Here is a 15,068-nt window from a genome sequence, read left to right as displayed (position 1 = left end):
AAACGTTAATGTTTCATTCCCCAAGGGAATGATTCCGAAATAATCCTTAGAAAGGAGGTGATCCAGCCGCACCTTCCGATACGGCTACCTTGTTACGACTTCACCCCAATCATCTATCCCACCTTCGGCGGCTGGCTCCATAAAGGTTACCTCACCGACTTCGGGTGTTACAAACTCTCGTGGTGTGACGGGCGGTGTGTACAAGGCCCGGGAACGTATTCACCGCGGCATGCTGATCCGCGATTACTAGCGATTCCGGCTTCATGTAGGCGAGTTGCAGCCTACAATCCGAACTGAGAACGATTTTATCGGATTAGCTCCCCCTCGCGGGTTGGCAACCGTTTGTATCGTCCATTGTAGCACGTGTGTAGCCCAGGTCATAAGGGGCATGATGATTTGACGTCATCCCCACCTTCCTCCGGTTTATCACCGGCAGTCTCCTTAGAGTGCCCAACTAAATGATGGCAACTAAGAATAAGGGTTGCGCTCGTTGCGGGACTTAACCCAACATCTCACGACACGAGCTGACGACAACCATGCACCACCTGTCACCGTTGCCCCCGAAGGGGAAACTATGTCTCCATAGTGGTCACCGGGATGTCAAGACCTGGTAAGGTTCTTCGCGTTGCTTCGAATTAAACCACATGCTCCACCGCTTGTGCGGGCCCCCGTCAATTCCTTTGAGTTTCAGTCTTGCGACCGTACTCCCCAGGCGGAGTGCTTAATGCGTTAGCTGCAGCACTGAGGGGCGGAAACCCCCCAACACTTAGCACTCATCGTTTACGGCGTGGACTACCAGGGTATCTAATCCTGTTTGCTCCCCACGCTTTCGCGCCTCAGTGTCAGTTACAGACCAGACAGTCGCCTTCGCCACTGGTGTTCCTCCAAATCTCTACGCATTTCACCGCTACACTTGGAATTCCACTATCCTCTTCTGCACTCAAGTTCCCCAGTTTCCAATGACCCTCCCCGGTTGAGCCGGGGGCTTTCACATCAGACTTAAGGAACCACCTGCGCGCGCTTTACGCCCAATAATTCCGGACAACGCTTGCCACCTACGTATTACCGCGGCTGCTGGCACGTAGTTAGCCGTGGCTTTCTAACAAGGTACCGTCAAGGTAGCGCCAGTTACTACGCTACTTGTTCTTCCCTTGCAACAGAGTTTTACGAACCGAAATCCTTCTTCACTCACGCGGCGTTGCTCCATCAGACTTTCGTCCATTGTGGAAGATTCCCTACTGCTGCCTCCCGTAGGAGTCTGGGCCGTGTCTCAGTCCCAGTGTGGCCGATCACCCTCTCAGGTCGGCTACGCATCGTTGCCTTGGTGAGCCGTTACCTCACCAACTAGCTAATGCGCCGCGGGTCCATCTTATAGTGACAGCCGAAACCGTCTTTCAACTTTCAAACATGTGTTTAAAAGTATTATTCGGTATTAGCCCCGGTTTCCCGGAGTTATCCCAATCTATAAGGTAGGTTACCCACGTGTTACTCACCCGTCCGCCGCTAAATCAGAGAGAAGCAAGCTTCTCTCATCATCCGCTCGACTTGCATGTATTAGGCACGCCGCCAGCGTTCGTCCTGAGCCAGGATCAAACTCTCCATAAAAGTAGTTTGAAAGCTCATTTGCTTTGCTAGCGATTTAACTTAATTAAAAGTTAAAATCTATTGTTTGCTTCATTTAAGAAGCTTGTTTCATTAACGTTGCTTGTTCAGTTTTCAAGGTTCATTGCGCTATCTGTTATGACAACTTTTATATCATACCATTCATTCGATTGCTTTGTCAACAACTTTTTTGAATGTTTTTTTATAATGTGTTGTCGTCGTTGCGACTTATAATAATATATCACGATATTATTCGATTAGCAATAGTTATTTTAAAACTTTATTATTTTTATAGGAATTATGAGTTTCTATTTATAGACTAGTAAAATTCAAACAATATATAAACTACTAGATAAAGGGGTTAAAGGATTTACTCTATACTTATTATGCCCTCTATTGGTCCCCCTTTTTTAGTTAATAAAGGCTTTTATAATATCTCAATTATTATTCCACCAACGAATAAATCTTATTATATATGAGTATTGGAATGCTACTTCTTTCTATTCTTTTTAAATATCGCTACTTTACATATACGTTTTTATTTTTCGGTAACTATATAAACAATAACAATAGTAAAAATGCAATCGAACCCTAAAAGAAACGGTTGATTTATATCGTTAAGAATAGAATCGTATTTCGCGATTAAAATATGAGCCATATCACAACTGAAATATTAGGACATTTTGGTAAACAAGATTACCGAGATAGCAAGTTTAAAGCTAGGCCTTAAATGGAGTCTCTGCGGGCAGTCGTATGGCAACGATTATTTAACGCCTGAACAAGAGAGAGTAACGTGCTTGCTACTCCAATTGTGACTTGGACTTCTGCATTAAAATCAAAACTGCCCTCATGCTCTCTTGTAATACTTAAAATTTTTGCATTCTCAAATTGTTTGGGATAGCTATAATAAATAATAATTAATAATTTCTTTATCTATAAAGGGGAATAGCGTTGTAATCAAAGTATCATAAATAAGCTTATAATCAGGCTGTTCTCTTTGGACTTCTAGATTTTTTGAGATTAATGTTAACTTCATGGGTTTTTCCGCAACCACCTGATCGTAATTAATGTGTAAACTAAGAAAAACAAAAGAAGATAAAATTACAAGTATATTCCGCATAGAATACTCCCTTAATATAGATTTAATTAATGAGTGTTTTCCCCCGAAACCTTTAAATTATTCTTCCACTAAACTGTCCAGCAGTTGAAGTGACAAATATCTCAAAGTTCTTTAAAACCTTATGATATAAGCAGCACATACCTTATTGGAAATAAGGTGATAATACAATTAAATGATAAAGCTTTAAAGAGGTGTATTCAAAGAATGAAAAAGATGTTATCAGTTTTTATACTATTCCTGGCTCTTATTACTCCTTTTCAATCAACAACAGTTTCATCAAATATAATAACTCAAGATTCTGAAGAGCTTAAATTACAGGATATGCTTGTGCTAATGCTTACTCCTTATATAGAAAAGGATTTGACTGAATATTATTATCCGGAGATTTCAAAGGATTTTTCGCCTCATGTTACTCCGTGGAAAATTGAATTGATTGAAACAAGAAGAAATCATTTTCGAGGCTTTCAAATGCAAATTACATTTGTTATTGAACCTACAGATGGCGGTCAGTATATTCCAGTAGGAAAGGATAGGATGACCTATGAAATATCTTCTGGACCTGAAGTTAAATTGATAAATCATACTCACCTAAAAACATATAAATATCCACCGGAATAAAAAAGTGAATTAACCCGTTGTATTAAGTGTAGTCTAAACCTTCCCATCGTTTCGTTATTTCACAATACGCCCAGACCATCCATTTTTATATTTCCTCGGACAAAATATAACTAATAACATAAATCTTTTAAATACCCATCAACTACTTAATTATCAATATTATAAAATAAATTTTTAAACACAAAAAAACCACTGAAAATTCAGTGGTTTTGCGTGTGCGAAGCGACGTCCTACTCTCACAGGGGGAAGCCCCCAACTACCATCGGCGCTAAAGAGCTTAACTTCCGTGTTCGGTATGGGAACGGGTGTGACCTCTTTGCCATCATCACTTCACTATTGAAAGAATTTCATTCTTTCAAAACTGGATAAACGTTTCATTGAGTTGTGCAATAAAATGTGGTTAAGTCCTCGACCGATTAGTATTCGTCAGCTACATGCGTCACCGCACTTCCACCTCGAACCTATCTACCTGATCGTCTTTCAGGGGTCTTACTTACTTGCGTAATGGGAAATCTCATCTTGAGGGGGGCTTCATGCTTAGATGCTTTCAGCACTTATCCCGTCCACACATAGCTACCCAGCGATGCCTTTGGCAAGACAACTGGTACACCAGCGGTGTGTCCATCCCGGTCCTCTCGTACTAAGGACAGCTCCTCTCAAATTTCCTACGCCCACGACGGATAGGGACCGAACTGTCTCACGACGTTCTGAACCCAGCTCGCGTACCGCTTTAATGGGCGAACAGCCCAACCCTTGGGACCGACTACAGCCCCAGGATGCGATGAGCCGACATCGAGGTGCCAAACCTCCCCGTCGATGTGGACTCTTGGGGGAGATAAGCCTGTTATCCCCGGGGTAGCTTTTATCCGTTGAGCGATGGCCCTTCCATGCGGAACCACCGGATCACTAAGCCCGTCTTTCGACCCTGCTCGACTTGTAGGTCTCGCAGTCAAGCTCCCTTATGCCTTTACACTCTTCGAATGATTTCCAACCATTCTGAGGGAACCTTTGGGCGCCTCCGTTACTCTTTAGGAGGCGACCGCCCCAGTCAAACTGTCCGCCTGACACTGTCTCCTACCCCGCTAAGGGGCATGGGTTAGAAGTTCAATACAACCAGGGTAGTATCCCACCGACGCCTCCTCCGAAGCTGGCGCTCCGGGATCTCTGGCTCCTACCTATCCTGTACAAGTTGTACCAAAATTCAATATCAGGCTACAGTAAAGCTCCACGGGGTCTTTCCGTCCTGTCGCGGGTAACCTGCATCTTCACAGGTACTATAATTTCACCGAGTCTCTCGTTGAGACAGTGCCCAGATCGTTACGCCTTTCGTGCGGGTCGGAACTTACCCGACAAGGAATTTCGCTACCTTAGGACCGTTATAGTTACGGCCGCCGTTTACTGGGGCTTCAATTCACAGCTTCGCTTGCGCTAACCGCTCCTCTTAACCTTCCAGCACCGGGCAGGCGTCAGCCCCTATACGTCACCTTACGGTTTTGCAGAGACCTGTGTTTTTGCTAAACAGTCGCCTGGGCCTATTCACTGCGGCTTCTCTAGGCTATGCACCCAAAGAAGCACCCCTTCTCCCGAAGTTACGGGGTCATTTTGCCGAGTTCCTTAACGAGAGTTCTCTCGCACACCTTAGGATTCTCTCCTCGACTACCTGTGTCGGTTTGCGGTACGGGCACCTCTCACCTCGATAGAGGCTTTTCTTGGCAGTGTGAAATCAGGAACTTCGCTCTAAAGAGCTCGTCATCACAGCTCAACGTTATAGTATGCGGATTTGCCTACATACACGCCTTACTGCTTGAACACGCGCAACCAACGGCGTGCTTACCCTATCCTACTGCGTCCCCCCATTTCTCAAACGGTGAGGAGGTGGTACAGGAATATCAACCTGTTGTCCATCGCCTACGCCTATCGGCCTCGGCTTAGGTCCCGACTAACCCTGAGCGGACGAGCCTTCCTCAGGAAACCTTAGTCATACGGTGCATGGGATTCTCACCCATGTTTCGCTACTCATACCGGCATTCTCACTTCTAATCGCTCCACCAGTCCTTCCGGTCTGACTTCAACGCTATTAGAACGCTCTCCTACCACGCATACTCAAAGTATGCATCCACAGCTTCGGTGAATCGTTTAGCCCCGATACATTTTCGGCGCAGCGTCACTCGACCAGTGAGCTATTACGCACTCTTTAAATGATGGCTGCTTCTAAGCCAACATCCTGGTTGTCTAAGCAACGCCACATCCTTTTCCACTTAACGATTACTTGGGGACCTTAGCTGGTGGTCTGGGCTGTTTCCCTCTTGACTACGGATCTTATCACTCGCAGTCTGACTCCCGTGTATAAATATCCGGCATTCGGAGTTTGTCTGAATTCGGTAAAGCGAGATGCCCCCCTAGTCCAAACAGTGCTCTACCTCCGGTATTCTCAATCACGAGGCTAGCCCTAAAGCTATTTCGGAGAGAACCAGCTATCTCCAGGTTCGATTGGAATTTCTCCGCTACCCACACCTCATCCCCGCACTTTTCAACGTGCGTGGGTTCGGGCCTCCAGTGAGTGTTACCTCACCTTCACCCTGGACATGGGTAGATCACCTGGTTTCGGGTCTACGACCACGTACTAATTCGCCCTATTCAGACTCGCTTTCGCTGCGGCTCCGTCTTCTCAACTTAACCTCGCACGTAATCGTAACTCGCCGGTTCATTCTACAAAAGGCACGCTATCACCCATTAACGGGCTCTAACTACTTGTAGGCACACGGTTTCAGGATCTATTTCACTCCCCTTCCGGGGTGCTTTTCACCTTTCCCTCACGGTACTGGTTCACTATCGGTCACTAGGTAGTATTTAGCCTTGGGAGATGGTCCTCCCGGATTCCGACGGAATTTCACGTGTTCCGCCGTACTCAGGATACACTCTGGAGGGAATGAACTTTTGACTACAGGGCTTTTACCTTGTTTCGCGGACCTTTCCAAGTCGCTTCGTCTAACTCATTCTTTTGTAACTCCGTATAGAGTGTCCTACAACCCCAAAGAGCAAGCTCTTTGGTTTGGGCTCTTCCCGTTTCGCTCGCCGCTACTCAGGGAATCGAATTTTCTTTCTGTTCCTGCAGGTACTTAGATGTTTCAGTTCCCTGCGTCTGTCCTCATCACGCTATGTATTCACGTGTAGATACTATCCGATTAAAGATAGTGGGTTCCCCCATTCGGAAATCCCCGGATCAAAGCTTACTTACAGCTCCCCGAGGCATATCGGTGTTAGTGCCGTCCTTCATCGACTCCTAGTGCCAAGGCATCCACCGTGCGCCCTTATTAACTTAACCAAAAGTTAACACTTAGATAAAATCTAAGATTTAAGTTTACACGTCAATTGCTTGACTTGTTACATTTCTATAAAATAGAAATTTGTTTTATTGCTATCAATGTCGTTTTATCCAGTTTTCAAAGAACGAAATGCGGTTCAATCATACAAGATGAATTAAACCAACAAGGTTTTGAAGTATCTCATTCAATTAAGAATGAACCTTCAAAACTGAACAGCAAACGTTAATGTTTCATTCCCCAAGGGAATGATTCCGAAATAATCCTTAGAAAGGAGGTGATCCAGCCGCACCTTCCGATACGGCTACCTTGTTACGACTTCACCCCAATCATCTATCCCACCTTCGGCGGCTGGCTCCATAAAGGTTACCTCACCGACTTCGGGTGTTACAAACTCTCGTGGTGTGACGGGCGGTGTGTACAAGGCCCGGGAACGTATTCACCGCGGCATGCTGATCCGCGATTACTAGCGATTCCGGCTTCATGTAGGCGAGTTGCAGCCTACAATCCGAACTGAGAACGATTTTATCGGATTAGCTCCCCCTCGCGGGTTGGCAACCGTTTGTATCGTCCATTGTAGCACGTGTGTAGCCCAGGTCATAAGGGGCATGATGATTTGACGTCATCCCCACCTTCCTCCGGTTTATCACCGGCAGTCTCCTTAGAGTGCCCAACTAAATGATGGCAACTAAGAATAAGGGTTGCGCTCGTTGCGGGACTTAACCCAACATCTCACGACACGAGCTGACGACAACCATGCACCACCTGTCACCGTTGCCCCCGAAGGGGAAACTATGTCTCCATAGTGGTCACCGGGATGTCAAGACCTGGTAAGGTTCTTCGCGTTGCTTCGAATTAAACCACATGCTCCACCGCTTGTGCGGGCCCCCGTCAATTCCTTTGAGTTTCAGTCTTGCGACCGTACTCCCCAGGCGGAGTGCTTAATGCGTTAGCTGCAGCACTGAGGGGCGGAAACCCCCCAACACTTAGCACTCATCGTTTACGGCGTGGACTACCAGGGTATCTAATCCTGTTTGCTCCCCACGCTTTCGCGCCTCAGTGTCAGTTACAGACCAGACAGTCGCCTTCGCCACTGGTGTTCCTCCAAATCTCTACGCATTTCACCGCTACACTTGGAATTCCACTATCCTCTTCTGCACTCAAGTTCCCCAGTTTCCAATGACCCTCCCCGGTTGAGCCGGGGGCTTTCACATCAGACTTAAGGAACCACCTGCGCGCGCTTTACGCCCAATAATTCCGGACAACGCTTGCCACCTACGTATTACCGCGGCTGCTGGCACGTAGTTAGCCGTGGCTTTCTAACAAGGTACCGTCAAGGTAGCGCCAGTTACTACGCTACTTGTTCTTCCCTTGCAACAGAGTTTTACGAACCGAAATCCTTCTTCACTCACGCGGCGTTGCTCCATCAGACTTTCGTCCATTGTGGAAGATTCCCTACTGCTGCCTCCCGTAGGAGTCTGGGCCGTGTCTCAGTCCCAGTGTGGCCGATCACCCTCTCAGGTCGGCTACGCATCGTTGCCTTGGTGAGCCGTTACCTCACCAACTAGCTAATGCGCCGCGGGTCCATCTTATAGTGACAGCCGAAACCGTCTTTCAACTTTCAAACATGTGTTTAAAAGTATTATTCGGTATTAGCCCCGGTTTCCCGGAGTTATCCCAATCTATAAGGTAGGTTACCCACGTGTTACTCACCCGTCCGCCGCTAAATCAGAGAGAAGCAAGCTTCTCTCATCATCCGCTCGACTTGCATGTATTAGGCACGCCGCCAGCGTTCGTCCTGAGCCAGGATCAAACTCTCCATAAAAGTAGTTTGAAAGCTCATTTGCTTTGCTAGCGATTCAACTTAATTAAAAGTTAAAATCTATTGTTTGCTTCATTTAAGAAGCTTGTTTCATTAACGTTGCTTGTTCAGTTTTCAAGGTTCATTGCGCTATCTGTTATGACAACTTTTATATCATACCATTCATTCGATTGCTTTGTCAACAACTTTTTTGAATGTTTTTTTATAATGTGTTGTCGTCGTTGCGACTTACAATAATATATCACGATATTATTAAATTAGCAATACTTTTTATTAATTTTATTTCATTAATATTAATAAACTAACACACATCACCCCAGGGAGACCTAAAACTGCAATCATCAGTACAGAGAAAAAATTAATCGGAACGTGAAAAAGAACACCGCTGGCCCCCATTATTAAATTACCTATAAATAAGACAACGATAACAGCCGCTATTTTAAACCAAAACCATGCAAAGTACTCCCATACTTTCCCGCGGCTCTCTTTGTTTAAGAAAAAAAGAAATAAGACAACAAAACAGATCATAGCTATAACTATGTATCGCATAGCACCATCCTTTTTTCATTTAGTGGTAACATATGCATCTGCTTCGATTCTTATTTCTAAAACATTATTTAATTAATACACGACGTACACGTGCTTCTTTATATAAATAGTAATGGATGCTTTCGGCTTTTTTTCGTTCAGCAATTACATCTAGATTATAGTCGTCCGTTAATCCTTCAATTACTTTTGCATTTTGCAAAGTTCCCTTTGTCTCTTTAATAGAAGAAACTAACTTTTCATCGAATTCTTTTTTGAGCTTCCCTTTACGTGAAAATAACATCGTGCTTCCCCCTGCTTATAACTCTCGTCTTCCTTCTAATGCTTTCGATAATGTAACTTCATCAGCGTATTCTAAGTCCCCACCAACAGGTAAGCCATGTGCAATACGTGTTGTTCGAAGTCCGGATGGTTTAACGAGACGGGAGATATACATCGCTGTCGCTTCACCTTCAATAGTAGGATTAGTCGCTAAAATTAATTCCTGTACACGTTCATCGTGCAAACGCGCTAATAGCGAAGCCACATTAATATCCTCTGGTCCAATTCCGTCCATTGGTGAAATCGCTCCATGCAGTACATGATAAAGCCCTTGATAATCACGCATTTTTTCCATAGCAATAACATCTTTTGGATCTTGCACGACACAAATGGTAGAAATATCTCGTTGTTTATCTGAACAAATATGACAAGGATCTATATCTGTTATATGACCGCATTGTGAGCAATATAGTAAATTACGTTTTGCATCAATCAGTGCTTTCGCGAATGTTGATACTGTATCTTCTTTCATCGTTAAAACGTGAAATGCTAAACGGGCAGCAGTTTTAGGTCCAATCCCTGGTAATTTCATAAAGCTGTCGATTAGCCTGGATATCGGCTCTGGATAATGCATTCTATTCCCTCCTATAAAAAGGCACATCCCAAAGCTTGAGATGTGCTCTTATTTCTACATGTTTCAAATTAGAAAGGAAGGTTCATCCCTTGTGTGAATTTGCCCATTGTAGAATTTGTTGTTTCTTCTACTTTTTTAAGTGCTTCGTTCGTTGCGATAATGATTAAATCTTGTAACATTTCGATATCTTCTGGATCAACTACAGATTCGTCTAAATTTACTTCTAACACTTGGCGTTGACCGTTCATTACAACTTTAACCATACCGCCACCAGCAGTACCTTCAAATAACTCTGCATTTAAAGCCTCTTGTGCTTCCATCATTTCTTTTTGCATTTTTTGCATTTTTTTCATCATGCCTTGCATATTACCCATACCACGCATATTAATTTCCTCCTTTAAATGTGCAATTATTCTTCGATAACCTCAACAAAGTCTTTTCCAAAATTCTTTTCAGCCTCTGTTACAAGTGGATCTTGTGTTTCCATCATTTGAACTTCATCCATAAAAGAAGGCTCATCCGATAAATCCGTTGCGGCATCACCATCAGCCATTCCGGAATTTTTCTGGTTCAACCCATTTTCCTGAATGAAACTTTCCCGAAGACGAACCCACGCTGACTCCGGAATACATAAAAGCTCATACTGTACCCCTACTTCAGATGCTATCCTCTGTGTAAACAATGAAACAAGAGCGTTGTTGTCTGCTACCATTTGACAATGTATATCATACTTGAATTTTATCACAAAAGCACTTGCATTTGCGGCAACTGGCTCTGCGTCTGCCAATAAAGCAGCATGTGACTTTTGTAAGCTTGATAAACTAATCGCCCAAGCCGATTTCACCTTTTGCAAATCTGTTTTTGTTGCTGTTTTTAAGACTTCTTGAATACGACCTGTTGGGGCATTGTATTGATTACCTTGTGGACGTACACGTTGGCGAGGTTGCTCATTTTGTTGAACGGGCGCTCCTCCACCTTGAAGTTGTTGTGTCAGTTGACCTAGACGATTTTCAAGTGAAGCCACTTTCCCTTCGATTGCAGGGTCTACTGCCGTTGCCCCTTGTGGTGATGCTTTATACTGCGCCATTTTTAGAAGTGCTGTTTCTAAATAAATTTTCGTGTGATGTGAAAAACGCATCTCTTGTTGCGTTTTCGCTAGAATATCGATAAAGCCATATAGTGTACTTGCATCAAAGTGCTCAGCTAAAGCTAAAAATTTATCTTCAGGTGCAATAAACTCCAATAGTTCCTCTAATGTACCGTCTGTTTTCAAAAGCAGTAAGTCCCGGAAAAATGTAATGAAGTCTTCAGCCAGACGTAACGGTTCTTTTCCATCTGCAATTAAATTTTCCACGCTGCTTAGTACTTGTGCAACTTCCTTTTGTAAAAGTGAGTTGGCAATATCATAAAATGCGTCTTGGCTAACAGAACCTGTTACAAGGAGTACATCTTCCAATTGAACATGCTCATTACTGAATGATACGACTTGATCAAGTAGACTTAGTGCATCACGCATACCACCAGCTGCAGCTTGTGCAATTGCTTTCAACGCTTGCTCATCGTACCCCATACCGATGTCTTCCAATACTACCTTCATACGCTCCACTATATCTATAGAAGAAAGTCGCTTAAAATCAAAACGCTGACAACGGGAAATGATCGTCGCTGGTAATTTATGTGGCTCTGTCGTAGCTAATATAAACACTGCATGTTCAGGCGGCTCCTCAAGTGTTTTTAGTAAAGCGTTAAATGCACTTGTGGAAAGCATATGCACCTCATCAATAATATACACTTTAAAGCGTGCATTCGCTGGGGCAAAGCGTACCTTTTCTATAATATCGCGCATTTCTTCCACTCTAGAGTTAGAAGCTGCATCGAATTCAATAACATCCGTATGTGATCCTTCAGTAATACTTACACAGGTCGCACACTCATTACATGGCTCACTTGCTGGAGCATTTTCACAGTTTAAAGCTTTCGCAAAAATTTTCGCAGTACTTGTCTTACCTGTCCCGCGTGGACCAGAAAATAAATAGGCATGTGTCGTTTTGCTTGCAAGGAGAGCATTTTGAAGGGTCCTCTTCACATGTGTTTGCCCAGACATTTCACGAAATGACTGTGGTCTATAAACACGATAAAATGCTTGATACGTCAACCTTTCCCTCTCCTTTCGTAATAAAAATCTATAAATTTAGTATAGCACAAAGTAATAAGAAACTCTTTTGAAATCAAACGAATATACTTCATACAAATAAAAAAACGCACCCATCAAATTTTGATGAGTGCGTTTGAGTTGGTAAGTTAATACCGTGCACCTTTCTTCGACTGCCGCACATAAGCGTTACTCTTGTCGTTAGCTCGGGTTAGGCTACCCCGCGGCACATAAGTGATTCCACTTAATGCTGCTTCCTTCCGGACCTGACATGGTTCATGGGTACTTATTGCGCAGGACCCAACCGTCAACACTACGTGCAAAAGGCAGACCAAACAATACGGACAGCCTCAGAAAAGGAATTCAATCTTGCTAGAGCGGATTGCAAGTTACAGGGCACCGCTACCTCCCCATCTAGCACGGCAAGTATTAGTATACTAAGCAAGCAATAAAAATGCAATGATATGTCCCAATTAATTTTTCCCATTTTAAAAAAATATCTTTTTTTTGCACAAATTTTATTGACGTGAAATTTATTTCGTGATAAATTAATCTTTGTCGAAAAGACAGCTTATATTTGGAGGTATACCCAAGTCCGGCTGAAGGGATCGGTCTTGAAAACCGACAGGCGGGTAACACCGCGCGGGGGTTCGAATCCCTCTACCTCCTCCATATTTTTAACATTATTCCGCTACAGCTATTGGGCGGTTTTTTTATATAAAAAATCATTTAAGTACTATTTCTATCTGTTTAGAAATAGTACTTTTTGTATTTATTTTTGCTTTTCATGTACAATTAACTCCTAAAACAGGCTTTTAAAGGCGGTATATTACTTTGGAATCGACTCTACCTCGAATAAAATCAATGAATTTATTTCTCTTTATACTGCTTGTAGCGTGTTTAACGGCTATAGGTAGCGAAATAAAGTTTATTCCCTTTGAAGACGGACCATTTCGTTTTGGATTAGGGAGTATTATTTTTTTCTTTGTATTATTAACTCGACCATTGCCAATTTTATCAACAGGTCTTTTAACTGGAATAGTTGTTATTATTAGCCGATCTTTAATGGACTTTTTAATTTACGGCCAAGATCTTGCTGTTCAACTACTTGAACATATACCGGCAGGTTTTTTTTATATTACCTTTGCGCTATGCTTTAAACTAATTGCATTGGATGAAATAAAAAACCAACCGTTTATTCTTGGTTTATTAGGCGCATTATTTGAGGTTGTTTCCAATATGGTCGAGTATATTTTAACGGAAATACTCCTTGCCTCTGATCAAGAAACGTTAGTTATTTCTTTCTTACTGTTTAGCGTAGTTGGATTATTACGTAGTTTTTTCGTTGTCGGTATCTATAGCATTATTACTATGTCGGAACAGAAAAAGCAGTTAAAGCAACTGATGACCATTCATTCCGATTTATATGTTGAAGCACTCTATTTACAAAAGACAATGAATCAAATTGAACAACTTACCGCAAATAGTTATCAGCTTTATAAAAAGCTAAAAACAACCGAAGAAAAGCATGCGTTGGAAGCGTTATATATTGCCCAAGAAATTCATGAGGTAAAAAAAGATCATGAGCGCATTTATGCAGGTCTTTCAAAAATTACAAATCAAAATTATCCATCCAAATTCTTATTAACGGATATTTTAGCTTTTATTGTAGAAGCTAATGAAAGCTACGCAAAATATTTAAATAAATCTATTTCGTTTACACTAATATGTCCAGAAGATTTTGTAACAAAAAAGCATATTGCCCTTTTTGCTATTTTAAATAATTTAGTGGCAAATGCCGTAGAAGCAATTGAAAAAAGCGGGTTTGTTACGGTAAGTGTTACGGTCGAAAAAGAAACGACAACTTTTATCGTAGAAGACAATGGCATTGGCATCGAAGAATCACTTATTCCTGTTATATTCGATCCAGGCTATACATCGAAATTCAATGAACAAGGACAAGGCTCCACAGGAATTGGTCTGTCTCATACAAAAACAATTGTCGAAAACCTAGAAGGAAAAATTCACATAACGAGTGACACTTCAACTTGCTTTATTGTACAAATTCCTTCTAAAAATATTCAAAAGGAGATTTTCTAATGCGTTATTTTATAGTAGATGACGACCGTGCAAGTCGGGCGATGCTTAGTAATATTATCAACGACTGTGAACTTGGGACTGTCATCGGAGAGGCAAAAAACGGTCTTGATGCAATTCCTCAAATTTTGATGATGCAACCGGAATTCGTATTAATCGATCTATTAATGCCTAAGTTGGATGGTATCGAAACAATTGAACGCCTTCAGCAAAATGGATTTAAAGGCCACTTTATTATGATTTCACAAGTGGTCAATAAAGAAATGGTGGCAGATGGCTATTCAAAAGGGATTGAATTTTTCATCCATAAACCTATTAACAAAGTTGAAGTGCAAATGGTCTTAAAACGGACGACCGAGCAATATTTATTGAAAAATTCTCTTGAAGTTATCCGCCAATCTTTAACAAATTTTAATATTACAGAAGTGACTCATACTAAAAAAACAACACGCGAACATATACAGTCCATCTTAAATGATATGGGGATTGTCGCTGAAGTTGGCAGTGAGGATATTATTAAAATAATTGAACAACTGTTAATTGAAAAGCATAAAATTGCTCCCCTCCCTCCATTAAAGGAGGTCTATGAACGTGTAGCAATGCTAACGAAACATACACCCGATGACATTTTAAAAGAGAGTAAAGCGATAGAACAGCGTGTGCGTCGAACGATATTAGCTGCCATGATTAACTTAGCCAATATGGGAATTGTCGACTATACAAACTCTGAATTTGAATACTATACTCCACGCTATTTCGATTTAACCGATATTCGATATTTAATGAAGCAAATAGAAAATAATGACCAACGAAAGGCAAAGGTAAATATCAAAAAATTCATTCAAGTATTATATTCTGAAATTATTAGCAAAGTCGATTAGTCGGATTTTGTC

The 15,068-nt window shown here is 42.3% G+C and carries 8 protein-coding genes, 1 tRNA gene, 4 rRNA genes and 1 other RNA gene; 4 read left to right on the top strand and 10 right to left on the bottom strand.

Annotated elements, in window-relative coordinates; translation table 11 throughout:
- Positions 1 to 50 precede the first annotated feature (50 nt).
- Positions 51 to 1,605: ribosomal RNA gene (locus tag MKY13_RS00220) — 16S ribosomal RNA — on the bottom strand.
- 1,321 nt (positions 1,606 to 2,926) lie between these two features.
- Here MKY13_RS00220 and MKY13_RS00215 point away from each other — a divergent pair.
- Complete coding sequence (locus tag MKY13_RS00215) at positions 2,927 to 3,340, top strand: DUF3888 domain-containing protein (RefSeq protein WP_191701903.1); 414 nt, start codon at positions 2,927 to 2,929, stop codon at positions 3,338 to 3,340.
- Positions 3,341 to 3,557: 217 nt separating this feature from the next.
- Here the strand turns inward: MKY13_RS00215 and rrf are convergent.
- The 9 genes from rrf to ffs form a co-directional block, all read right to left on the bottom strand.
- Positions 3,558 to 3,673, bottom strand: a 5S ribosomal RNA gene (gene rrf / locus MKY13_RS00210).
- A gap of 63 nt (positions 3,674 to 3,736) precedes the next feature.
- Positions 3,737 to 6,665 (bottom strand): 23S ribosomal RNA (locus MKY13_RS00205).
- A 268-nt stretch (positions 6,666 to 6,933) separates the two neighbouring features.
- Positions 6,934 to 8,488 (bottom strand): 16S ribosomal RNA (locus MKY13_RS00200).
- The 16S, 23S and 5S rRNA genes sit together here, the layout of an rRNA operon.
- Positions 8,489 to 8,764: 276 nt before the next feature.
- Complete coding sequence (locus MKY13_RS00195) at positions 8,765 to 9,013, bottom strand: pro-sigmaK processing inhibitor BofA family protein (RefSeq protein WP_336047046.1); 249 nt, start codon at positions 9,011 to 9,013, stop codon at positions 8,765 to 8,767.
- A gap of 85 nt (positions 9,014 to 9,098) precedes the next feature.
- Positions 9,099 to 9,314 (bottom strand): YaaL family protein, encoded by a 216-nt coding sequence (locus MKY13_RS00190; RefSeq protein WP_191701842.1) that lies wholly within the window; start codon positions 9,312 to 9,314, stop codon positions 9,099 to 9,101.
- Positions 9,315 to 9,329: 15 nt separating this feature from the next.
- Positions 9,330 to 9,926 carry a recombination mediator RecR gene (gene recR / locus MKY13_RS00185; protein WP_191701843.1) on the bottom strand — a complete coding sequence of 199 codons (597 nt, stop codon included), beginning with the start codon at positions 9,924 to 9,926 and terminating at the stop codon, positions 9,330 to 9,332.
- Positions 9,927 to 9,994: 68 nt separating this feature from the next.
- Positions 9,995 to 10,309 (bottom strand): YbaB/EbfC family nucleoid-associated protein, encoded by a 315-nt coding sequence (locus tag MKY13_RS00180; protein ID WP_191701844.1) that lies wholly within the window; start codon positions 10,307 to 10,309, stop codon positions 9,995 to 9,997.
- A gap of 26 nt (positions 10,310 to 10,335) precedes the next feature.
- Positions 10,336 to 12,081, bottom strand: coding sequence for a DNA polymerase III subunit gamma/tau (gene dnaX, locus MKY13_RS00175; RefSeq protein WP_339214638.1), 1,746 nt, complete (start codon positions 12,079 to 12,081; stop codon positions 10,336 to 10,338).
- 152 nt (positions 12,082 to 12,233) lie between these two features.
- Positions 12,234 to 12,501: signal recognition particle sRNA large type (ffs, locus tag MKY13_RS00170), an RNA gene on the bottom strand.
- Between the two features lie 156 nt (positions 12,502 to 12,657).
- Between ffs and MKY13_RS00165 the strand changes: the two genes are divergently transcribed.
- The 3 genes from MKY13_RS00165 (at position 12,658) to MKY13_RS00155 (ending at position 15,056) form a co-directional block, all read left to right on the top strand.
- Positions 12,658 to 12,750: transfer RNA gene (locus tag MKY13_RS00165), tRNA-Ser, on the top strand.
- Between the two features lie 192 nt (positions 12,751 to 12,942).
- On the top strand, positions 12,943 to 14,178 hold the full coding sequence (locus tag MKY13_RS00160; protein ID WP_339214636.1) for an ATP-binding protein: 1,236 nt from the start codon (positions 12,943 to 12,945) through the stop codon (positions 14,176 to 14,178).
- Positions 14,178 to 15,056 carry a response regulator gene (locus tag MKY13_RS00155; RefSeq protein WP_191701847.1) on the top strand — a complete coding sequence of 293 codons (879 nt, stop codon included), beginning with the start codon at positions 14,178 to 14,180 and terminating at the stop codon, positions 15,054 to 15,056. Before MKY13_RS00160 ends, MKY13_RS00155 begins: the two co-directional genes overlap by 1 nt.
- Positions 15,057 to 15,068 lie beyond the last annotated feature (12 nt).

It is taken from the genome of Solibacillus sp. FSL W8-0372, from assembly GCF_037969735.1.
Lineage (GTDB): Bacteria > Bacillota > Bacilli > Bacillales_A > Planococcaceae > Solibacillus > Solibacillus faecavium.
Note: the sequence above shows the minus strand (reverse complement) of the source record. Positions and strands in the feature narration are given on the sequence as shown.